This is a genomic window from Patulibacter medicamentivorans, from assembly GCF_000240225.1.
Classification (GTDB): domain Bacteria; phylum Actinomycetota; class Thermoleophilia; order Solirubrobacterales; family Solirubrobacteraceae; genus Patulibacter; species Patulibacter medicamentivorans.
In genome coordinates this window covers 1-20,747 of record NZ_AGUD01000203.1, presented here as the reverse complement: position 1 = coordinate 20,747, position 20,747 = coordinate 1, and the positions used below count along the sequence as shown (strand labels likewise).

Here is a 20,747-nt window from a genome sequence, read left to right as displayed (position 1 = left end):
GCCGCCGCGTCAGCCGGCGGTCGCCGCCAGCGCCCGCCGGAGGACCGCCGCGAACTCGTCGACGCGCGGCGGCTCGTCGGACATCAGGGTCTGCAGGCAGAGGCCGTCGGCGACCGCGAACACGAGCTGGCGCTGGACCGGGTCGGCGTCCGGGATCAGGGGCGCGACGATCGTCTCCAGCCAGGCGGTCGCGGCGGCCCGGAGGGCGGGCCGGCGGGCGGCCAGCAGGTACAGCTCGTACTCGGCCACGATCAGGTCGCGGTGCGCGACGAGGTCGTCGACCAGCATCCCGGCGAGCACGTCGACGTCCAGCTGGCCCCCCTCGGCGGCCGCGTCGGCGGCCACCCGCAGCTGCTCGTTCGCGTGCAGCATCGTGGAGACGATCAGGTCGTCGATGCCGTCGAAGTGGTACGAGGCCGAGGCCAGCGGGACCCCGGCCTCGGCGGCGATCCGCCGGTGGGTCAGGCCGCCGGCGCCGTCGCGCTCCAGCACGACGAGGGCGGCGTCGAGCAGCTGGCGACGCCGCTCCAGCCCGCGTCGCCGGCGGCCGTCGGGCTCGTCGCTCAATGCGCCGCCCCGGCTTCGATCGCCACCACGCCGGCGATCACGAGCGCGATCCCGCCGGCCTGGATCGCGGTCAGGGTCTCGCCGAACAGCGGCACGCTGAGGACCGCGACGGTGGCGATCCCGATCGCCGCCCAGACGCCGTAGGCGACCCCGAGCGGCACGTCGCGCTGGAGCGCCAGCGACAGCAGCGTGAACGACGTGACGTAGCCGACGACCACGATCACGCTGAAGCCGGCCTTGGAGAAGCCCTCCGAGGCGCGGAGGCTGAGGGTGGCGGCGATCTCGCTGACGATCGCGGCGGCGAGGAACAGGTAGCCCATCGGGCGCTCCCGGTCGGTGGGGGAAGTAACGGTACGATCGTACCAGTTGTTTCTCCCGCCGACCGGGAGCGCCGCCCCGGGTCAGACGGCCAGCAGCTCCGGCGCGCGGACGCCGGTCAGCTCCTCGGACAGCGTCCAGAGGGCCTTGGCGGTCTCGGCGTCGCTGGCGCGGGCGGTGCGGCCGACCAGGGTCGGCGCGCCGCGCATCTCGGCCAGTCCGTCGGGGCCGACGTAGGAGTTGCCCGGCAGGTCCTGCGAGGCGGCGAACAGGGTCGGCAGCGCGCCGGCCTCGTCGCTCTGTGCCAGCAGTCGGTTGCCGATCTTCATCGCCCCGTGCTGGAGCGCGTTGCCGGTGTGGCCCTGGAGGTTGGTCGCCGCCCAGCCGGGGTGGGCCGCGAGCGCGCGGACCGGCGATCCGGCCTCGCGCAGGCGCCGCTCCAGCTCGAGCGTGAAGAGCAGGTTGGCCAGCTTCGACTGGCCGTAGGCCAGCCAGGTCTGGAAGTCGCGTCGCTCCCAGTTGAGGTCGTCGAGGTCGATCCGGCCGGCGCGGTGGGCACCCGAGGCGACGGTCACGACGCGGTCGGTGATCCGCGGCAGCAGCAGGTTGGTGAGGGCGAAGTGGCCCAGGTGGTTGGTGCCGATCTGGAGCTCGAAGCCGTCGGCGGTGCGGCCGAGCGGCACCGCCATCACGCCGGCGTTGTTGATCAGCACGTCGAGGTCGCCCTCCCACTGCTCGGCGAACGCGCGGACCGAGGCGAGGTCGGCGAGGTCGAGGCGGCGGACCTCGACGTCGCCGTCGATCGTCGCGGCGGCCCGCGCGCCCTTCTCGGGGTTGCGGACGGCGATCACGGTGCGGGCGCCGGCGCGGGCGAGCTGGCGGGCGGCGACGAGGCCGATGCCGCTGTTGGCGCCGGTCACGACGACGGTGCGGCCGGAGAAGCTGGGCAGGTCGCTGGCGGACCACGTGCTGGAGGGGGACCGGTGCAGGCGGGAGGCGATCGAGGGCATGGATCGAATGTAGGCAATGACAACAGAGTTGTCAATGGCAACATCGTCCGCGCGTCGCGCTAGGCTGGCGATGTGGCGATCAGCAGCGAGCCGTCCCGGCCGTACCACCACGGCAGCCTCCGCGACGCGCTCCTGCGGCGCGCCGAGGAGGTGCTGTCCGAGTCGGGCGTCGACGGCCTGTCGCTGCGCGCGATCGCCCGCGACGTCGGAGTCAGCCACGGCGCGCCCCGGCGTCACTTCCCCGACCGGCAGGCGCTGCTGGACGCCCTGGCGGAGGACGGCTTCGTGCGGCTCGGCGACGAGATCCGGGCGGCGGCGGCCGCGCCCGCCAGCAGCTTCGTCGAGCGGCTCGGGGCGCTGGCGATCGTCTACGTCTCGTTCGCGACCCAGCACGCCGCGCTGCTCGACCTGATGTTCGCCGGCAAGCACCGGCCGGGCGCCTCCGAGTCGCTCTACGCGGCCGCCGAGGGGGCGTTCTCGCCGGTCTTCCAGCTGATCGTCGAGGGTCAGGCGCAGGGCGAGGTCGTCCCCGGCGACGTCGACCGGGTCGCGCTCGCCGCCTGGGCAGGCATCCACGGACTCGCCTCGATGGTCAACGCCGGGCTCGTCGACCGCGCGACCCTGCCGAGCCTGGTCGCGGACGCGGCCGAGCGGATGGTGCTGGGGTTGAGGCCCAGGGGATGACGCCGATCACCCGAACATCCGTTCGCCTGCGTAGACTCCATAACGCATGCGCGGAAGTGGTCGGATCGTCGTCACCGGTGCTCGGGAGCACAACCTCAAGGACGTCTCGCTGGAGTTGCCGCGGGACAGCCTGGTCGTCCTGACCGGGCTCTCCGGCTCGGGCAAGTCGTCGTTGGCGTTCGACACGATCTACGCCGAGGGGCAGCGCCGCTACGTCGAGTCGCTGTCGGCCTACGCGCGGCAGTTCCTGGGCCAGATGGACAAGCCCGACGTCGACTCGATCGAGGGCCTCAGCCCGGCGATCTCGATCGACCAGAAGACCACCTCGCGCAACCCGCGGTCGACGGTCGGCACGGTCACCGAGGTCCACGACTACCTGCGCCTGCTGTGGGCCCGGATCGGCCATCCGCACTGCCCCAACGGCCACGGCCCGATCGCCGGCCAGTCGGCCGAGCAGATCATCGACCGCGTGATGGAGCTGCCCGAGGGCACGCGCTTCATGGTCCTGGCGCCGCTGGTCCGCGGCCGCAAGGGCGAGTTCCGCGACATCCTCGACCACTGGAAGGCCGAGGGCTTCCAGCGCGCCCGGGTCGACGGCGAGCTGCGGATGCTCGAGGACGAGATCGTCCTCGACAAGAAGTACAAGCACGACCTGGCGGTGGTGGTCGACCGGTTGGTGATGCGGGGCGACCTGCGCAAGCGGCTGGCCGACGCGATCGAGGCCGCGGTTGGGCTCGCCGAGGGCCTGGTCGAGGTCGAGATCGTCCTCCGCGACGGCGAGCAGCCGCCGGAGGGACTCGAGCGGGTGATGACCTTCAGCGAGAACTTCGCCTGCCTGACCTGCGGCTTCTCGATGCCCGAGGTCGAGCCGCGGACCTTCTCCTTCAACGCGCCGCACGGCGCCTGCCCGCGCTGCACCGGGCTCGGTGCCCAGCTGGTCGTCGACCCGGACCTGGTCGTCCCCGATCCGGGCAAGTCGCTCTCGGGCGGGGCGATCAAGCCGTGGTCCTCGTCGCCGAACCCCTTCTACCGCAAGCTGCTGGAGGGCCTGGCCGAGATCTACGGCGTCCCGATGGGCACCCCGTGGAGCACGCTCACCCCCGAGCAGCAGGAGGGGATCCTCTTCGGCGACCCCGACGGCGGCAAGGTCCCGCTGCGGTTCAAGAACCGCGCCGGCCGCCGGCGGACCTACCAGATGCGTGCCGAGGGCGTGATCAGCAACCTCGAGCGGCGCCACCGCGAGTCCGACTCCGACGCGGTCCGGGAGAAGATCGAGGAGTACATGTCGATGGTCCCCTGCCCGGAGTGCGAGGGGGCCCGCCTGAAGCCCGGGCCGCGCAACGTGCTGGTCGGCGGCCTCGGCATCCACCAGTTCTCCGCCTTCTCCGTCCACCAGGCGCTGGAGTGGATCTCGCAGGTCGAGCTGACCGAGACCGAGCAGAAGATCGCCCGCCTGATCCTGCGCGAGATCAAGGAGCGGCTGTCGTTCCTGGCCGACGTCGGGATCGGCTACCTGTCGATGGCCCGCGGCGCCGCGACGCTCTCCGGCGGCGAGGCCCAGCGGATCCGGCTCGCGACCCAGATCGGGTCGGCCCTGGTCGGCGTCCTCTACGTGCTGGACGAGCCGTCGATCGGCCTCCACCAGCGCGACAACGAGCGGCTGATCGCGACCCTCGAGCGGCTGCGCGACCTCGGCAACAGCGTCCTCGTCGTCGAGCACGACGAGCAGACGATGCGGGCCGCCGACACCCTGATCGACATGGGCCCGGGCGCGGGCGAGCACGGGGGAGAGGTCGTCGCGATCGGCACCCCGGAGGAGGTCCAGGCGACCCCCGGATCGCTGACGGGGCAGTTCCTCTCGGGCGAGCGCGAGATCGCCGTCCCGCTCGCCCGCCGGACGAGGAAGGGCGAGCTGGTCGTCCGCGGCGCCCGCGAGCACAACCTCCAGGACCTCGACGTCTCGATCCCGCTCGGCGTCCTCTGCACCGTCACCGGCGTCAGCGGCTCCGGCAAGTCGACGCTGGTCAACGAGATCCTCCACAAGGCGGCGGCCCACCAGCTGAACCGCGCCAAGGCCCGTCCCGGCAAGCACGACCGGATCGACGGGATGGACCAGCTGGACAAGGTGATCCAGGTCGACCAGTCGCCGATCGGCCGCACCCCGCGATCGAACCCCGCGACCTACACCGGGATCTTCGACCACATCCGGACGCTGTTCGCGCAGACGCCCGAGGCGAAGGTCCGCGGCTACAAGGCCGGCCGCTTCTCGTTCAACGTCAAGGGCGGGCGCTGCGAGGTCTGCAAGGGCGACGGGCAGATCAAGATCGAGATGCACTTCCTGCCGGACGTCTACGTCCCCTGCGAGCAGTGCCACGGCAAGCGCTACAACCGCGAGACGCTCGAGGTCCGCTTCAAGGGCAAGACGATCGCCGACGTCCTCGACATGCCGGTCGACGAGGCGGTCGACTACTTCCAGAACGTGCCGAAGATCCGCCGCCGGCTCGAGACGGTCCGCGACGTCGGCCTCGGGTACGTGCGGCTCGGCCAGCCGGCGACGACGCTGTCGGGCGGCGAGGCGCAGCGCGTCAAGCTCGCCCACGAGCTGGCGCGGGTGGCCACCGGGCGCACGCTCTACATCCTCGACGAGCCGACGACCGGGCTCCACTTCGCCGACGTCGAGCGGCTGCTCGAGGTCCTCCAGCGGCTCGTCGACGCCGGCAACTCGGTGATCGTGATCGAGCACGACCTCGACGTGATCAAGACCGCCGACCACCTGATCGACCTCGGGCCCGAGGGCGGCATCGGCGGCGGCCAGCTGGTCGCCGAGGGCACGCCGGAGCACGTCGCGTCGGTCGATGCGTCCCACACCGGACGCTTCCTGCGGCCGCTGCTGGGCGACGCCGTCCGTCCCGACCCGTCGCGCAACGGCGCCGGCAAGGCGCCCGCCAAGCGCCGACGGGCGACCGCGAAGGCCTAGGCCGATGGGCTCCGCGACCCCCGTCCGCGCGGGCCGCAGAGCACCCGATCCGGGATCCGCGCCATGACGGCGACCTACCGCGAGCTCCCGCCGCCGGCCGCCCTGGCCGAGCGGGTCGCGTGCCTGTGGTGGCGCGACCCGGGTGCGGTCCCCGAGGAACCCGTCCCAGCGACGGCCGGCGAGCCGCCCGCGGGCCACGTGGTGCTGCCGGACGGGTGCATCGACCTGGTCTGGAGCGCCGGCACGCTGCTCGTCGCCGGGCCCGACACCGGCCCCGCGCCGGTCGCCGCCTCGGCCGAGGCGGCGGTCGGGATCCGCTTCCGGCCCGGCGCCGGGCCCGCGGTCCTCGGCGAGTCGGCGCTGGCGCTGCGCGACCGGCGGGTGCCGGTCGTCGACCTCTGGGGGCGCGAGGGACGCGACCTGCAGGAGCGGACGGCCGAGTCCGAGGGCGCGACCGCGCGGCTCGAGCTGCTGGTCGACGTCGTGGAGCGGCGGATCGCAGCCGGCGACGGCCGCGCGAGCGCCGGCGGCGACCCGCTGGTGAGCGCCGCGGTGACGGCGCTCGGCGGTGGCGGGACCGCGATCGGCGAGCTGGCCGCGGCGCTGGCGATCAGCGAGCGGCAGCTGCGGCGGCGCTTCCACGACCACGTCGGCTACGGCCCCAAGACGCTCGATCGGGTCCTGCGCCTGCAGCGGTTCCTGGCCGCGGTCGCCGCCGACGACCCGGCGTCGCCCACGACGCTCGCCGCGCTGGCGGCCGAGGCCGGCTACGCCGACCAGGCCCACCTGGCCCGCGAGGCCCGGGCGCTGACCGGGGACACCGCGACGGCGCTGGCCGCGCGCTGGCGTCCCGCGCCGCCGCTGCGCGCCGCAGGACGGATCGCCGCCGCTCCGGCGTCGCCCGGCGCCTGAGTCGCGGGCGGCGTCGCGGGGCCTCCGCACGTTCCGGCGCCACGATCGCGGTGCCGGCCCGGCGGTTGCGTAGGCTGCCTGTCGGCACCGTCGCCGACCCGACCGCGAGAGCAGCATGCGCCGACCGTCCACGCCCCGAACCGTGCTCTCCGTCTTCGGCGACCGGCAGACCACCGGCGCCGCCGTCGCGACGCCCCCGCCGCGAGGCGCCGAGGCGGTCGACGCGGCGCTGACGGACTGCGCGGTCTACGAGAGCGGCGCCCGCCAGGGCGGCAAGGTCCAGCTGGAGCAGGCCCTGCAGCTGGCGCGGGCCTGTGAGGACGGCTTCGTCTGGATCGGGCTCCACGACCCGCTGCCGGGCGCCGTCGAGCTGGTGGGGGAGTACTTCGACCTGCACCCGCTCGCGGTCGAGGATGCGATCCACGCCCACCAGCGGCCGAAGCTCGAGCACCACGGGGACATGATCTTCCTGGTGCTGAAGACCGCCCGCTACGTCGACGACGGCGAGCGGGTCGAGATCGGCGAGCTGATGCTCTTCGCGAGCAAGCGGTTCATCGTCACGATCCGGCACGGCGAGGCGACGCCGCTGGGGCCGCTGCGCCACGAGCTGGAGGCCGATCCGGCGCGGATGGCCCGTGGTCCGGGCGTCGTCTTCCACGCGATCGTCGACAAGGTGGTCGACGACTACGCCAACGTGATCGACGGGCTCTCGAACGACGTCGACGAGGTCGAGGCGACGGTCTTCTCCGGCCTGCGCGAGAACCCGACCGAGCGGATCTACCGGCTCAAGCGCGAGGCGATCGCGTTCAAGAAGGCGGTCACGCCGCTGGTCACGCCGATCACGCGACTGGTCGAGGACCAGCAGCTGCCGGTGCCGGCCGAGGCCCGGCTGTACCTGCGCGACGTCCTCGACCACCTGATCCGCGACGCCGACGCGGTGATCGCCATCGACGAGCTGCTGAGCGGGATCCTGCAGGCGAACCTGGCCCAGCTGTCGGTGCGCCAGAACGAGGACACCCGCAAGATCTCGGCGCTGGTCGCGATCGCCGCGGTCCCGACGATGGTGTTCGCGCTCTACGGCATGAACTTCAAGCACATGCCCGAACTCGGCTGGACGCTCGGCTACCCGGCGGTGATCGTGGCGACCTTCGCGATCTGCGGGCTGCTCTACCGGCGCCTGCGACGGGCGGGATGGCTGTGAGCGCGTCGTCGACGGCCGTCTCGTCCGAGACCCGGCGGATCGTGGCGATCTGCGATCAGCACGGCCACCTGCCGGAGGTCGAGCCGTGCGACCTGCTGCTGCTCGGGGGCGACCTCTGCCCGACCGACGACCACGACGTCGCGCACCAGCAGCGGTGGCTGCTGGGGCCCTTCCGGGAGTGGTTGGCCGCGGCCCCGGCGACGCGGATCGTGGCGATCGCCGGCAACCACGACTTCGTCTTCCAGTCGCCGCTCGCCGCGACGCTCCGCGACCTGCCGTGGACCTACCTGGAGGACGAGACCGCCGACGTCCTCGGCCTGCGGGTCCACGGCACGCCGTGGCAGCCGTGGTTCGGCGGCTGGGCCTTCAACGCGCCCCGCGGGGAGCCGGGCGAGCCGTTCCTGGCCGAGCGCTTCGCGCTGATTCCCGACGACGTCGACGTGCTGCTCGTGCACGGGCCCCCGCGCGGCTACGGCGACCGCACGCAGAGCGGCGTCGACGCCGGATCGACGGCGCTGCTGGCCGCGATCGAGCGGTCCCGCCCGCGACTGTGCGTCTTCGGCCACATCCACGAGGGCGCCGGCCGCTGGCAGCACGGCCCGAGCGAGCTGATCAACGCCACCCTGGTCGACCTGCGCTACCAGCCGGTCCACCGGCCGGCGGTGGTCGACCTGCCGGTCGCCGAGCGTCGGTGACGCCTGCGTCACGTTTCGACCTACGGTTGCGTAGACTCGCCGCCCATGCCGGTCCATCCGCTTCGCACCGTCGACGACCAGTTCCTGAGGGACGCGCCGCTGGTCGTCGCCGCCAGCGTCGACCTCGCCGCCACGCCCGAGCAGGTCTGGGAGGCCCTGGACAGCGACCGGATGTGGTCGTGGCTGCCCGTGGTCGACCACCTCGAGTGGCTGACGCCGCGCCCGCACGCGGCCGGCGCCGTCCGGCGCCTGCGCCTGGGCAAGGGGCTGACGATCGACGAGCAGTTCTACCGCTGGGACGTCGGGCAGCGGGCGACCTTCCGGGTCACCAGCCAGAGCCGCCGGATCCTCGACGCGCTGATCGAGGACTTCCTGCTCGAGCCGACCGGCACCGGCACCAAGCTGACCTGGACGATGGCGGCGTCGCCGCTCCACGGCCGCCGGCTGCCACTGGGCCTGCTCGCCCCGCTGCTGCGTCCCGGCAACCGGCTCGCGATCGGCGGGATCAAGAAGATCCTTCGGTAGCCGGATAGGCTGGCGGCGTGCCGACCGCGCCGCCGCCGCTCGACCGCGCCTCGATCCAGCAGTGGATCGCCAAGTGGCGCTGGTACCGGCGATCGTCGCGGCCGTGGAACCGGGCGCGGCTGCACGTCGAGTTGGCCCGCCGACAGGCGTTCGCCCGCGGGGCGCTGCACGGGGACGTGCTCGAGATGCTGCGCGACGGCCGGCTCGAGATCGGGCCGCAGGCGTTCTTCGAGCCCGGGGTCTGGCTGACCGCCGGACCGAACGGCCGGATCCGGATCGGCGGCGGGACGTTCCTCAACCTCGACGTGATGATCGCCGCCGAGCGCCTGGTCGAGATCGGCGAGCACTGCATGGCGGCCAACGGCTGCCTGATCACCGACGGCAACCACCGCTTCGACGATCCCGAGAAGCCGGTTCCGTGGCAGGGCTTCACCACCAAGGGCCCGACGATCATCGGCGACAACGTCTGGCTCGGCGCCAACGTCGTCGTCACCAGCGGTGTGACGATCGGCCGCCGCAGCGTGATCGGCTCGAACTCGGTGGTGACCGGCGACATCCCGCCGTTCTCGATCGCGGCCGGCGCGCCGGCACGGGTCCTGAAGACGATCGAGTACCCCGCGGCACCCGCCGGCGAGCGCGGATGAAGCCGCTCTGGATCGGCCTGCTGACGGCGATCGGGCTGCTGCTCGTCGTCGCGGTGCTGTTCTCGGAGTCGCTCGGCCTGGCGGCCGTCGCGCTGGTCGTGGCGCTGCTGCTGCTCGGCGTTCCGCAGAAGCTGGCGGAGCGGCTCGGGCGCGGACGCTGACGGCCGGCGGTGGGGACGACGGCCGCGGCACCGGCCATCGTCGAACGCCGCCGGGGCGGTCAGCCGCCGAAGCGGGCGCGGAGCGCGGCGACGCTGTTGACGTACTGCTTGGTGTCGTCGTACATCCCGCGGCCGCGGACGGACGCGAGGCCCTGGTAGTAGCCGGCCGCGGCCAGGTTCTGGTCGCCGCCGGTCTCGCGCAGCAGGTGTCGCAGGTAGAGCGTGCCCGCCTGCACGTTGTCGGTCGGCGAGCTCGGGTCGAGCGGGCGGCCGGCCAGGTTCGAGCCGATCCAGCGCCAGGTCCCGGGCATCACCTGCATCACGCCGCGGGCGCCGACGCTGGAGACCGCCGCGTTGTCGAAGCCGCTCTCCTGCCAGGCGATCGCGCGGGCGAGGGCCGGCGGGACGCCGTTCTGGGCGGCGATCGCGCCGATCTGCTCGGCGTTGACGCGACCGGGGGTGGCGACCGGGGTGGTGCTGGTCGTGCTCGCGGTGGCGGTGGTCGTCGTCGTGCTCGAGGTCGCCACGGCGGGGCGGGTCGTCGCGCCGCTCGACGCGGTCGGGCTCGACCCGCCGGCCGGCAGCGTCAGACGGGCGCCGGCCGGCAGCAGCGCCGATGCGTTGAGGCCGTTGGCGGCGGCCAGGTGGGTGACCGAGATCCCCTGGCGGGCGGCGATCGCGCTCAGGCTGTCGCCGGGCTGGACGACGTAGCCGCCGGCGGGCGCGCCGCTGCCGGTGGCGGTCGGCGCCGCGGTCGTGGCGGTGGCCGGAGCCGCGGCGGTCGGCGTCGCGGACGCCGTTCGCGGCGGGATCGACAGCACCTGGCCGGTGCGGACGCCGGCGCCGGCGGAGAGCCCGTTGGCGGCGGCCAGCTGGGCCGGTGACATGCCGTTGGCGGCGGCGACCGACCACAGCGACTCGCCGGCGGCGACCTGGTGGATGGGGGTGGCGTGGGCAGCGGGTGCGGCCGCGATCGCGAGGGCGAGCGCGCCGCAGAGCACCGCCGCCCGACGGCGGAACGCGTGCATGCGGACGCGAGCCTCCTCGGGTGGGGGGTGACGGGGGCAGCGCCCGTTCTCGCGCATCGCGTACGGCGACCGCAAGCCTGGAGGGGCGTCCGCAACGGATGTTGCGAACGCCCGTGCCTCGGCGGATCAGGCCGGGTGGCCCTCGACGTCGTGGTCGCCGTGCCCGTGCAGCTGGGCGAGCGAGCCCTGGAAGCGCTGCAGCTCCTCCGGCGGGATCGCGTAGGTGTGCTCGCGACCGGGGAACTCGCCGTCGCGGACCTCGCCGGCGAACTGGTGGACGGCCGCCACCATCGCCTGGTGCAGGTGGGCGTACTGCTTGACGAACTTGGCGGTGCGGCCCTCGAGCAGGCCCAGCAGGTCGTGCCAGACGAGCACCTGGCCGTCGGTCGAGGCGCCGGCCCCGATCCCGATCACGGGGATCTCGAGCAGCGGCATCAGCTCCTCGGCGACCGCGGCCGGGATCGCCTCGAGCACCAGCGCGCAACAGCCGGCATCCTGCAGCGCCAGCGCGTCGGCGACCATCTTGGTGGCCTGCTCGGCGCTCTTGCCCTGGGCGCGCAGCCCGCCGAGGGCGGTCGCGGTCTGCGGGGTCAGGCCGAGGTGGCCGACGACCGGGATCCCGGCGGCGACGATCGCCCGCGCGCGGTCGACCATGACCCCGCCGCCCTCGAGCTTGACCGCCTGCGCCCCGGCCTCCTTGACGAACCGCTGGGCGCTCTTGACCGCCTCGTAGTCGGACGCCTCGTAGGAGCCGAAGGGCAGGTCGGAGACCATGAACGAGGCCCGCAGGCCGCGACGCACGGCGCGGTTCAGCATCAGCAGCTCGTCGACCGTCGCCGGGACGGTCGAGTCGAGGCCCAGGACGGTGGTCGCGGCGCTGTCGCCGACCAGGACCATGTCGACGCCGGCGGCCTCGACGACGGTCGCGGACGGGTAGTCGTAGGCGGTGACCATGACGATCTTCTCGCCGTGGTGCTTCTTCTCGAGCAGGGAGGTGACGGTCACCGGCGCGCGGTCGGGCGCCTGGACGTCGAAGGAGGAGCGGGGGCTGGCGGACATGTTCGTGACTCCGGGGAGAGGAGGTTGAACTGCTTGGGGCTAGGCGACCGGCGTCGGCCGCGAGGTCTCGGTCAGGAGGGTGGCGACGGCGGCGTCGACGTCGATGATCCGGTTGCTGCCCTGCTTGACGTGGACGACGACCGGCTGGTAGTCGGCCATCTCGGCGCGGTCGTACTGGGCGTAGCTGATGACGATGATCGTGTCGCCGCGGTGGACCAGGCGGGCCGCGGCGCCGTTGACCTTGACCTCGCCGGAGCCGCGCTCGCCCTCGATCGTGTAGGTCTCGAAGCGCTGGCCGTTGTCGACGTCGACGACCGCGACCTGCTCGTGGGGCAGGATGTCGGCGGCCTCGAGCAGGTCGGGATCGATCGTGATCGAGCCGACGTAGTGCAGGTCGCAGTCGGTGACCGTGGCGCGGTGGATCTTGGACTTCAGCATCGTGCGCTGCATCGTTCAGCCCTTCGAGGAGAGGGAGGGGGCGGTTGCCCGGGCGTCGGCGTGCGCCGCGACGGCCGGTTCTGGGGACGAGAGGGAGCCGGCGAACGCGCCGCCGGCGACGGTGATCGGCTGCGGGCGACGGTCGGGGTCCAGGACGACGTTGTCGATCAGCCGCACCGGGCCGACCGGGACGGCGACGGCCAGCAGCGACGCGCTGTCGACGGCGACCCGGTCGCTGAGCGTGCGCGGGTCGACGAGGGCGACGTACTCGGGGTCGAGGCCCTCGGCGAGCAGCCGGTGCTCGACCGCGGCCCGCAGCCGGTCGGCGTCCTGCTCGCCGTCGGCGAACGCCAGCAGGGCGGCGTCGAGCGCCTCGGGGATCGCGACCGCCCGGCGGCGATCGTCGGCGGACAGGCGCACGTTGCGGCTGGAGCGGGCCAGCCCGTCGGGCTCGCGGATCGTCGGGCCGACCTCGATCCGGACGGGGATGTCGAGATCGCGGACGAGGCGCTGGATCACCAGCACCTGCTGGGCGTCCTTGGCTCCGAAGATCGCCGTGTCCGGCTGGACCATGTTCAGGAGCTTGGTGACGACGGTCGCGACGCCGTGGAAGTGCGCCGCCCCGCGGTGCGCCCCCTCCAGCCGCTCGGTCAGCGGGCCGCCGATCCGGACCTGCGTGCTGAAGCCGTCGGGGTAGACCTCGTCGACCGGCGGCGCGAAGAGGATGTCGGCCCCGGCCCCGGCGGCCGCGGCCGCGTCGTCCCGCTCGGTCCGGGGGTAGGCGTCCAGGTCACCGGCGTCGTTGAACTGGGTCGGGTTGACGAACAACGAGACGACGACCTCGTCGTGCCCGGCGCGGGCCGCGGCGATCAGCGACAGGTGGCCGGCATGGAGCGCGCCCATCGTCGGAACCAGGGCGATCGTCCGGCCGGCCGCGCGGCTGCTTCGCACGTGGCGACGCAGCTCGGCGACGGTTCGCAAGGTCCTCATGCCACGCTCCCGGTCGGGATTCGGTCGACGGCCGGCGCGGCCGTCGGGACGGTTGGATCGAGGCGCCCGGCCAGCCGCGCGGTGGCGGCGGTCAGCGCGTCGAACAGCGCCAGGTCGGAGGGATCCAGGCGCTCGGCGACGGCGGCGCGCTGGCGGGCGACGGTCTGCTCGTCGCCGCGGGCCACCGGGCCGGTCAGCGCCGCGGGGGCGCCCTCGGCCTGCCAGGCGTCGACGGCGGCGTGGACCAGCGGGCCCAGCAGGGCGCGATCGACGCCGGCGCTGGCGGCGAGCCGGGTCGCGAGGCCCTCGACCGCCTGCAGGTAGTTGGCGGCGATCGAGGCCGCCGCGTGGTAGGCGGCGCGGTCCTCGTCGGCGACGGCGACCGCCCGCATCTCGAGGGCGGCGGCCAGCGCCTCGGCGGTGGCCAGCGCACGCGGCGAGCTGCCGGCGATCGCGCAGGGGGCGCCGCGGAGGTCGGCGTCCGGCGTCGGCACCGTCATCAGCGGGTGCAGCGAGAGCGCCTCGTGCGGTGCGAGCGGCGCCAGCGTGGTCGCCCCGGAGCAGTGGCCCACGAGCGGACCGGGGACGATCGCGGCCGCGGCGTCGGCGATCGCGGCGTCGGGGACGCAGAGCAGCACCAGGTCGTCGCCACGTCCGTCGTAGCCACGGCCGTGCGGGCCGCTGACCGCGACGCCGGCGTCGCGGAGAGCGCGGGTCAGCGCGTGGCCCAGGCGGCCTCCGCCGACCACTGCCGATCGGGCGATCTGCGCGCCGAGAGGCGCACTCGGACGAGTGTCCATCGAAGTGACTCCGGTCCAGCTCCCCGGAAGGGATGCCGGTCGCGTGCTCAGGAAGGAAAGGGGAGAAACGGGTCCGTCCCGCTTGCGCGGTGACGGCCATACCGGAGTTGTAGCACCCTGGAGCAGGAACGCAAACCCGGCCACGGGATCGGAGGCGGACGGCGTGACCGACCGCACGGATCCCCGGTGGCGACGGGCGATTCGCGACCGCTTTGCTACCGGGAATCCAGATCGGAATTCCGAACGTCGGCGATCCGGGATCTCCGGGGCGCGGTGGAGCGATCGTCTAGCCTCGGGGGCCGATGGCAGATCCCGTGACCGCCGGCGAGCGCCGGGCCGGCCTGACCGAGCTGGCCGCCCGCGCGCGAGCCTGCGAGCGCTGCCCGCAGCTGGCCGCCGCGCGCACGACCGTGGTCTTCGGCAACGGCGATCCCGACGCCGACCTGCTGCTGGTCGGCGAGGCGCCGGGGCAGGACGAGGATCGCCAGGGCGTGCCCTTCGTCGGCGCCGCCGGGCGGCTGCTGAACGAGCTGCTGGCGGAGATCGGCATCCGCCGCGACGAGGTCTTCGTCACCAACGTCCTGCGCTGTCGGCCGCCCGACAACCGCGACCCGCTGCCGGAGGAGATCGACCACTGCCGCGGGTACCTGCTGGAGACCCTGGCGCTGGTGCGGCCGAAGGTGGTCTGCAGCCTGGGGACCTTCGCGACCCGGCTGCTGCGCGAGGACCCGGCGTCGATCCGCGCCGTCCGCGGTCGCGCCGAGATCCGGACGATCGGGCGCTCGACGGTGCGGCTGCTGCCGCTCTTCCACCCGGCGGCCGCGCTCTACCAGCCGAGCAGCGTCGAGCTGCTGCGCGAGGACCTGGCCCGGCTGCCCGCGCTGCTCGAGCTGCCGGCGCCGACGCCGGCGGTGCCGCCGCCGGTCACCGGCGACGGCGATCGGCCGCCGCAGGCCGAGGCTCCGCCGGAGCCGCCCGCCGACGCCCAGCTCGGGCTGTTCTGAGCCGCCGTCCGTGGACCCGCTGCCGTTCAGCTGGCCGAGTGCCCTCTTCACCGCCCTCCAGGCGCTGCTCGTCGCGCTGCCGGCGGCCGGCCTGCCGGCGTTCGCGCGCCCGTTCGTCGGTCGCTGGTGGTCGCTGGTGCTGCCGCTGTCGATCGCCGTCGTGGTCGGCGTGCTCGCCGTCCTGCCGGGAGCGGCGTCGGCGCTGACCTGGACGGCGCTGATCGCCGTGCCGCCGCTGGCCGGCGGGGCGCTCGGCTGGGCGATGGTCGGCGCCCGCTGGTGGCTGGGGATCGCGGCGCTGCCGCTGCTGGCCGTGGCGATCGCCTGGGACGGCCGGATCGCCGGCGAGCTGGCGGCGCTGACCCTGACCGCGCTCAGCTGCGTGACGCTCGGGCGACTGCTGGCGGCCGTCGTCGGCGGCGTCGCGGCTGCGGCCGGCTCCGGCCTGGTCTGGATCCGGGTCGGGCTCGTCGCGATGGCCGTGATCGACGCGGTCCTGGTCTTCTCCGGCGGGCTCGAGAAGCCGAACGCGACCCTCAACGCCGCGGTCCCGGCGGCGGGCCTGCCGCGCCTGCAGTTCCTGAGCCTCGACGGCGCCTCGCTCGGCTACGGCGATGTCTTCGTGGCCGCGGTGCTCGGCGCGGTGCTCGCGGCCGAGGGCGCCAGCCGTCGCGTCCGGGTCGCCGCGGCGGGCGCGCTGCTGGTCGTCGGGTTGCTCTTCGACCTGCTCTTCTGGGTCTTCGACACGCTGCCGGCGACCGTCCCGGTGGCGATCGTGACGCTGCTGTTCGGCGGCTTCAGCGGCGGCTTCCTGCTGCGGCGGCCGGCGGACCCGCCCAGGAGACGGCGTCGAATCGCCTTCTCACGGCCGCCGTCGCGCTGACAGGACGACGGGGCGGCCTGGGGACGGCGGATCGTCGTCTCACCCAGCGGGGCGAGACGAGCTGACGATCTTCCGCCGAGCCACCGAGCCCGCCGGCCGTCGGCGGCCAACCGCCAACTGCGGTCTCGCGCTTGCCGTCGCGCTGACGCGACGAACGGGCGGCCGGGGGACGGCGGATCGCCGTCTCGCTCCGCGGGGCCCGGTGAGGTGGCGATCGGCGGGCGTGGGGTGGGGCGGGGCGTAGTCGTCCGGCCACCTGAGCCACCGACGCGGCCGGAGGGCCGCAGGCGGTCGATTCGCGGTCTTGCGCCCGCCCCCGTGCCGAGCCGACGACCTTCCGTCGCCGCGCCGTCGAATCGCGGTCTCGCGCCCGCCACCGTGCCGAGACGACGACCTTCCGCCGCCAGGCCGTCGAATCGCGGTCTCGCGCCCGCCACCGCGCTGAGACGACGACCTTCCGCCACCAGGCCGTCGAATCGCGGTCTCGCGCCCGCCGCGGCGCTGAGACGACGACCTTCCGCCGCCCCGCCGGCGCCCGCCTCGCGCCGCGCCGCCCGCCCCGCCCCGCCCCCGCCGCCGCGCTCAGCCCGCGCGGTAGTCGACGGTCGCCGACGAGCCGCGGACGGCGATCCTGGCGTCGGCGACGGCGAGGTTCGGCAGCGGGGCGCTGTGGAAGCCACCGGAGATCGAGACGGTCGCCGGCGCGCCGAACGAGATCCGGGTCCCGTCGGCGTCGAGCGTGCGGCCGTCGCGGCGGCGCAGCCCGGACGGCGTGCCGAAGGTCCGCACGCGCAGGGTCCCGCCCGCCAGCCCGTCGACGGTCAGCCGGACCCCGTCGGCGAGCGGCCGGTAGCGGAACCGGACGCCGCGGCGCAGCCACTCGCCGGACGCGGTCCGGAAGCCGCCGCGGACCGTGATCGTCCCGTCGGAGGCGGCGGCGATCGAGTTGCCCTCCGGGTAGCCCGTCCGGCCGCCGACGGTCAGCGTCGGCCCGGCGGTCCGGGTGGTGGCGTTGCCGGTCTCGGTCAGCGGTCGCGGCGCCAGCAGGTCGCTCCAGGTGCCGTCCGCGCCGCGCAGCTTCAGCCGCAGCAGCCCGAAGTCGTAGCGCAGGTCGCGGGGGTGCTGGACGACGGCGTGGACCGCGAGCCAGACTGGGCCGCGCCGGACCACGGCCAGTCGCGAGGCGCGCGGGTCGGTCACCCGCAGCTCGCCGTCGGCGGGCAGGCCGGCCGCGGCCAACCCGGCCGGCAGCTGGTCGAGCGCGTCGCTCGCGGTCCACAGCGCCAGCTGCGCCAGGCCGCCGTAGACCACGCTGCCGGCGTAGGGATCGATCCCGCGCGTGTCGCGGCGGGCACCGCCGCCGGGCCAGCCGTCGACCAGCGCCAGCAGGCCGCTCGGCTCGCGGTAGCGGTCGCGCAGCCGGTCGAGGGCGACCCGGGCCAGCGCCAGGTAGCGGCCGGCGCGCTGGGGGCTGTCGCGGTAGATGCGGGCGCCCTCGGCCCCGGCCGCGGCCGCCATCGCGAGCGCCCAGACCTGCGCCTGGCCGCGGCCGTACCAGGCGATCTCGCCGTCCGGGGCGATCAGGGCGGTGAGCGCGTCGAGCGTCTCGCGCAGCGCCCGCCGGGCCCGCGGCGACGCCGAGGAGCCCAGCTCGGTGACCGCCCGCGCCAGCATCCAGGTCGACAGCGCGTGGTAGGCCAGCGGGTCGTTCGGCGGGTCGGAGAGGACGCTGCCGGTGAGGGTGCCGGCGCCGGTCCGCGCCCGCAGCCGGTGGTCGATCACGGCCGGCACCCGCTGCTCGACGATCGCCGCCGCCCACCGCCGCGAGGCGCCGGCGCTCGCCAGCCGGCTGCCGGGGACGGTCGACGTCAGGCCCGAGCGGGTCAGCATCAGCACGTCGAGCGCCTCGAGCAGCTTGAGGTTGCTGTAGCAGCGCGGGTCGTTCTTGCACTTGACCGCGCGCGGTCCGACTTCGGTGGCGCGGAAGCGCTGCAGGTAGATCGTCGCCCATCGCCGCGCCGCCGCGGGAGCGTCCGGGACGTCGCGGTGCAGGAACGCCGCGGCGAGGCCGCGGAACCCCTGGCTGGCGACCTGGGACTGCGGCGAGAGCGCGCGGTCGCCGGCGGCCCAGAGGGCGGCCCCGGCCGTGGTCGCGCGGCCGCTCGCCGTTCCCGCGCGCAGGAGCCCGTAGCCGAGCATCACGCGGCCGTAGCCGTTGGTCGGGCGGTTCTGCCGCAGGCGCTCGGGGAAGCTGCCGCCGGGCTGCTGGTGGGCGGCCCACCAGCCGGCGTCGGCGATCGCGATCTGGCGCGCCTCGGCGGCGAGCGGATGGCCGGGAGCGGGGGCGGCGAGCGCGGCCGCCGGGGCCGCGGCGAAGAGGCCGGTGGCGAGCGCCGCCGGCGCGATGCGGCGGCGCCCTGCCCTGGTGCGGTCGGCGCGCGACCGCCGGGTCACGCGACGGCCTCGATCGCCGTCTCGTCGACGCCGGGCGCCGGGGTGCTGAACCACGCCATCCCGAGCGTGGAGGTGGCGGCGACGGCCTGGGCGCCGAGCACGATCCCGGCGAACTCGGTCGACGTCCAGTCCTTCTGGAGCAGCAGCCCGATCTCGACGGCGGCGAGCACGAACAGCGGCAGCAGGTGGCGGTGGCGCCCGATCGCCGACAGGTACTGGACCGACATCAGCGTGACCGAGAGCAGCAGCATCGCGACCCCGAGCAGCGGCAGCGCGCCGGACGCGGCGCCGAACTCCGGGCCGAAGGCGGTCGTCAGCAGCCACTTCGGCATCAGCGCGAAGATCGCGATCGCCGGCAGCCCGATCAGCGCCAGGAAGGCCAGGGCACGACGCAGCACGGGGTGCGGGTCCCGACCCTGCACCGCGCGATGGGTGGCCTCGGGCAGCAGGTGCAGGGCGACGCCGACCGCGACCCAGACGACCGCCTTCGCCGCGACCGCGGCCGCGGCGTAGGAGGCGGCGATCGACTTGTCGAACTCGCGGTTGGCCAGGATCGTGTCGACGTTCTGCATGATCGCCAGCAGCAGCAGCGAGACGATCACCGTCAGCTCCCACTGGGCCAGCTGGCGGAGCGGGACCGGCTTGTCGCCGACGACCTCGCCGTCGTCGTCGACGACGTGGGTGCTGCGCAGCCGCCGGTCCATCCCGATCGCCAGCAGCGCGAACGCCGCCGGCGCCGCCGCGAACGCGCCGGTCACCTCGGTGTGGGCCCAGACGAGCGGTCCGACGCCGACGAACAGCAGCGCGCCGCCGAGCCGGAAGACGGCCTCGAGGACGATGCTGGTGGCGACCGCGTCGAAGTCCCGGAGGCCCTGGAGCGCGCCGCGCTGCAGGCAGACGAGCAGCCACAGCGCCCCGGTCACCGGCAGCAGCGCGGCCGCGCCGCGATGCTGGTCGACGCCGATCAGCTGCGCCAGCGGGGCACGGAGGACCACGCCGAGGATCAGCACCACGCCGGCCAGCAGCAGGACCTGGCGGGTCCATGCCGCGACCTCGCGGTAGGGCGCGTGGTGGCCGTTCTGCGTCCAGCGGACCATCGCCCGCGCGGCCGCCGCCTGCATCGACTGCCCCGACACCTGGAGGATCAGGAACGCGGCCACCAGCGCGGCCAGCGAGGCGTATCCGGTGTCACCCAGCAGCCGGGTCAGGACGACCACGAAGATCAGCTGGATCGCGTTGTTCAGCATCGACGCGGCCGCGAGCTCGGCGGCTCGGCCCGTGTCGGTGGTGCGCAGCTGCTTGAGGCGCGAGATCGAGGTGGAGATGGTCATCGACGAGCGCCGCTCGGACGGCGGAGCGTCGGACGACACGACGGGGAAGGCTAGTGCACGTCGGATTCCGGGGGGTTCGGGCCGGAAGGGTGCATCGCCTCCGCGGCCAATAGAATCGGTTCGGAATGCGTCCCGAGCGTCGAGCCCTGCCGGCTGTGCTCGCCGCCGGCGTCGTGACGCTGGCGGTCGCGACGGCGATCCCGACCGCCGCCGTGGCGCAGGACCAGCCGCTCGGCCAGCTGCTCGACGCCCCGCCCGACCTGCGTCCCGCGCCGGCGCACCGCCGCCGGCCCGCGGATCGCCCCGATGGCCGCGGCGCGGGGTCCGTTCACGCCGCGAGGGCGTCGCACCTGCCCGACACCGGCAGCGACCTGCGGGGCCTGGCGCTGGTCGGCCTGGCGATGGCGCTGTCGGGAGCGGGGCTGCGGCTGCGGACCGCCGATGTCCGCTGGTGAGCGGTCGCCCGGCGGAGCGGACGTCCGCCGCACGACGACCGCCGCCGAGACCGAGGCGCTCGGCGCCGCGATCGCCGCGCGGCTGGGGCCCGGCGACGTCGTGCTGCTGCGCGGCGAGCTCGGCAGCGGCAAGACGACGCTCGTGCGGGGCGCGGCGGCGGCCCTCGGCGCCGCGGGCCGGGTGACGTCGCCGACCTTCGCGCTCGCCAACCGCTACGACGGCGGTCGCGCGCGGCTGGCCCACCTCGACCTCTACCGCCTCGCGGGGCTGGGGGAGGAGGACGAGGACCTGATCGAGGAGGAGCTGGCCGGGGACGTGATCGCCTTCGTCGAGTGGCCGGATCCGGCGATCGCGCTGCTCGCGCCGCGGACGGTGCTCGAGGTCGAGCTGCGCCACGCCGGCGACGACGCCCGGGAGGTCGAGCTGCGGTGGCGGTGAGCGGCGGCTGGATCCTGGCGCTGGACACGGCGACGCCGGCGACGGTCGCGGCGGCGATCGGCCCCGACGGGCGCACCGCCGCCCGCCACGAGGCGCCGCCGGCGGGCGCGCGGCCGGCCCACACCGCTCGCCTGTTGGCGCTGGCCGGCGAGGCGCTGGCCGAGACCGGCGG

General features: G+C 74.7%; 22 protein-coding genes. 12 read left to right on the top strand and 10 right to left on the bottom strand.

The features are described 5' to 3' along the window. Positions 1-9: 9 nt before the first annotated feature. From PAI11_RS12845 to PAI11_RS12835, 3 genes are all read right to left on the bottom strand, one after another. Positions 10-567 carry a TetR/AcrR family transcriptional regulator gene (locus PAI11_RS12845; protein WP_007575327.1) on the bottom strand — a complete coding sequence of 186 codons (558 nt, stop codon included), beginning with the start codon at positions 565-567 and terminating at the stop codon, positions 10-12. Then, the gene (locus tag PAI11_RS12840) at positions 564-887 is read right to left on the bottom strand and encodes a DMT family transporter (RefSeq protein ID WP_007575325.1); all 324 of its coding nucleotides are present in this window, start codon (positions 885-887) and stop codon (positions 564-566) included. The genes PAI11_RS12845 and PAI11_RS12840 overlap by 4 nt, the downstream gene beginning before the upstream one ends. Before the next feature lie 81 nt (positions 888-968). Then, positions 969-1,895, bottom strand: coding sequence for an oxidoreductase (locus PAI11_RS12835; protein ID WP_050897232.1), 927 nt, complete (start codon positions 1,893-1,895; stop codon positions 969-971). Between the two features lie 72 nt (positions 1,896-1,967). Between PAI11_RS12835 and PAI11_RS12830 the strand changes: the two genes are divergently transcribed. From PAI11_RS12830 to PAI11_RS27250, 8 genes are all read left to right on the top strand, one after another. After that, complete coding sequence (locus tag PAI11_RS12830; RefSeq protein WP_007575321.1) at positions 1,968-2,579, top strand: TetR/AcrR family transcriptional regulator; 612 nt, start codon at positions 1,968-1,970, stop codon at positions 2,577-2,579. Between the two features lie 46 nt (positions 2,580-2,625). Next, a complete protein-coding gene (uvrA, locus tag PAI11_RS12825; protein WP_007575320.1) occupies positions 2,626-5,556 on the top strand; it encodes an excinuclease ABC subunit UvrA in 2,931 nt (976 codons plus the stop codon). A 63-nt stretch (positions 5,557-5,619) separates the two neighbouring features. Continuing rightward, positions 5,620-6,468: a DUF6597 domain-containing transcriptional factor gene (locus PAI11_RS12820; protein ID WP_007575318.1), complete on the top strand. Its 849-nt coding sequence runs from the start codon at positions 5,620-5,622 to the stop codon at positions 6,466-6,468. A gap of 142 nt (positions 6,469-6,610) precedes the next feature. Further along, positions 6,611-7,669, top strand: a complete 1,059-nt coding sequence (locus PAI11_RS12815) for a magnesium and cobalt transport protein CorA (protein WP_007575316.1) — start codon at positions 6,611-6,613, stop codon at positions 7,667-7,669. After that, complete coding sequence (locus PAI11_RS12810; RefSeq protein ID WP_007575314.1) at positions 7,666-8,364, top strand: metallophosphoesterase family protein; 699 nt, start codon at positions 7,666-7,668, stop codon at positions 8,362-8,364. Before PAI11_RS12815 ends, PAI11_RS12810 begins: the two co-directional genes overlap by 4 nt. A 45-nt stretch (positions 8,365-8,409) precedes the next feature. After that, complete coding sequence (locus tag PAI11_RS12805; protein WP_007575312.1) at positions 8,410-8,889, top strand: SRPBCC family protein; 480 nt, start codon at positions 8,410-8,412, stop codon at positions 8,887-8,889. A 17-nt stretch (positions 8,890-8,906) separates the two neighbouring features. Beyond that, complete coding sequence (locus tag PAI11_RS12800) at positions 8,907-9,533, top strand: acyltransferase (RefSeq protein ID WP_007575309.1); 627 nt, start codon at positions 8,907-8,909, stop codon at positions 9,531-9,533. Then, positions 9,530-9,694, top strand: coding sequence for a hypothetical protein (locus PAI11_RS27250; protein ID WP_007575308.1), 165 nt, complete (start codon positions 9,530-9,532; stop codon positions 9,692-9,694). The genes PAI11_RS12800 and PAI11_RS27250 overlap by 4 nt, the downstream gene beginning before the upstream one ends. Before the next feature lie 59 nt (positions 9,695-9,753). On the opposite strand, the gene PAI11_RS12795 is transcribed toward PAI11_RS27250, so the two are convergent. The 5 genes from PAI11_RS12795 to PAI11_RS12775 all read right to left on the bottom strand — a co-directional run bounded on the left by PAI11_RS12795 (position 9,754) and on the right by PAI11_RS12775 (position 13,958). Further along, positions 9,754-10,722 (bottom strand): lytic transglycosylase, encoded by a 969-nt coding sequence (locus tag PAI11_RS12795; protein ID WP_007575305.1) that lies wholly within the window; start codon positions 10,720-10,722, stop codon positions 9,754-9,756. 126 nt (positions 10,723-10,848) lie between these two features. Then, positions 10,849-11,781 (bottom strand): 3-methyl-2-oxobutanoate hydroxymethyltransferase, encoded by a 933-nt coding sequence (panB, locus tag PAI11_RS12790; protein ID WP_007575303.1) that lies wholly within the window; start codon positions 11,779-11,781, stop codon positions 10,849-10,851. Between the two features lie 39 nt (positions 11,782-11,820). Beyond that, positions 11,821-12,231 (bottom strand): aspartate 1-decarboxylase, encoded by a 411-nt coding sequence (gene panD, locus PAI11_RS12785; RefSeq protein ID WP_007575301.1) that lies wholly within the window; start codon positions 12,229-12,231, stop codon positions 11,821-11,823. A gap of 3 nt (positions 12,232-12,234) precedes the next feature. After that, positions 12,235-13,209 carry a pantoate--beta-alanine ligase gene (gene panC / locus PAI11_RS12780; RefSeq protein ID WP_007575300.1) on the bottom strand — a complete coding sequence of 325 codons (975 nt, stop codon included), beginning with the start codon at positions 13,207-13,209 and terminating at the stop codon, positions 12,235-12,237. Further along, positions 13,206-13,958, bottom strand: a complete 753-nt coding sequence (locus tag PAI11_RS12775) for a Rossmann-like and DUF2520 domain-containing protein (protein WP_007575298.1) — start codon at positions 13,956-13,958, stop codon at positions 13,206-13,208. The genes panC and PAI11_RS12775 overlap by 4 nt, the downstream gene beginning before the upstream one ends. Before the next feature lie 353 nt (positions 13,959-14,311). Between PAI11_RS12775 and PAI11_RS12770 the strand changes: the two genes are divergently transcribed. Continuing rightward, positions 14,312-15,013: a uracil-DNA glycosylase gene (locus PAI11_RS12770; RefSeq protein ID WP_007575296.1), complete on the top strand. Its 702-nt coding sequence runs from the start codon at positions 14,312-14,314 to the stop codon at positions 15,011-15,013. Between the two features lie 10 nt (positions 15,014-15,023). Continuing rightward, positions 15,024-15,896 (top strand): hypothetical protein, encoded by an 873-nt coding sequence (locus PAI11_RS12765; RefSeq protein ID WP_007575294.1) that lies wholly within the window; start codon positions 15,024-15,026, stop codon positions 15,894-15,896. A 582-nt stretch (positions 15,897-16,478) separates the two neighbouring features. On the opposite strand, the gene PAI11_RS27245 is transcribed toward PAI11_RS12765, so the two are convergent. Beyond that, a complete protein-coding gene (locus PAI11_RS27245) occupies positions 16,479-18,350 on the bottom strand; it encodes a hypothetical protein (RefSeq protein ID WP_007575292.1) in 1,872 nt (623 codons plus the stop codon). Continuing rightward, positions 18,347-19,681 (bottom strand): lipopolysaccharide biosynthesis protein, encoded by a 1,335-nt coding sequence (locus tag PAI11_RS12755; RefSeq protein ID WP_138974286.1) that lies wholly within the window; start codon positions 19,679-19,681, stop codon positions 18,347-18,349. The genes PAI11_RS27245 and PAI11_RS12755 overlap by 4 nt, the downstream gene beginning before the upstream one ends. Before the next feature lie 125 nt (positions 19,682-19,806). Here PAI11_RS12755 and PAI11_RS12750 point away from each other — a divergent pair, with 125 nt between their 5' ends. Both PAI11_RS12750 and tsaE read left to right on the top strand, forming a co-directional pair. Next, positions 19,807-20,136 (top strand): LPXTG cell wall anchor domain-containing protein, encoded by a 330-nt coding sequence (locus PAI11_RS12750; RefSeq protein WP_040600149.1) that lies wholly within the window; start codon positions 19,807-19,809, stop codon positions 20,134-20,136. Beyond that, the gene (tsaE, locus tag PAI11_RS12745) at positions 20,123-20,575 is read left to right on the top strand and encodes a tRNA (adenosine(37)-N6)-threonylcarbamoyltransferase complex ATPase subunit type 1 TsaE (protein ID WP_007575287.1); all 453 of its coding nucleotides are present in this window, start codon (positions 20,123-20,125) and stop codon (positions 20,573-20,575) included. Before PAI11_RS12750 ends, tsaE begins: the two co-directional genes overlap by 14 nt. Positions 20,576-20,747 lie beyond the last annotated feature (172 nt).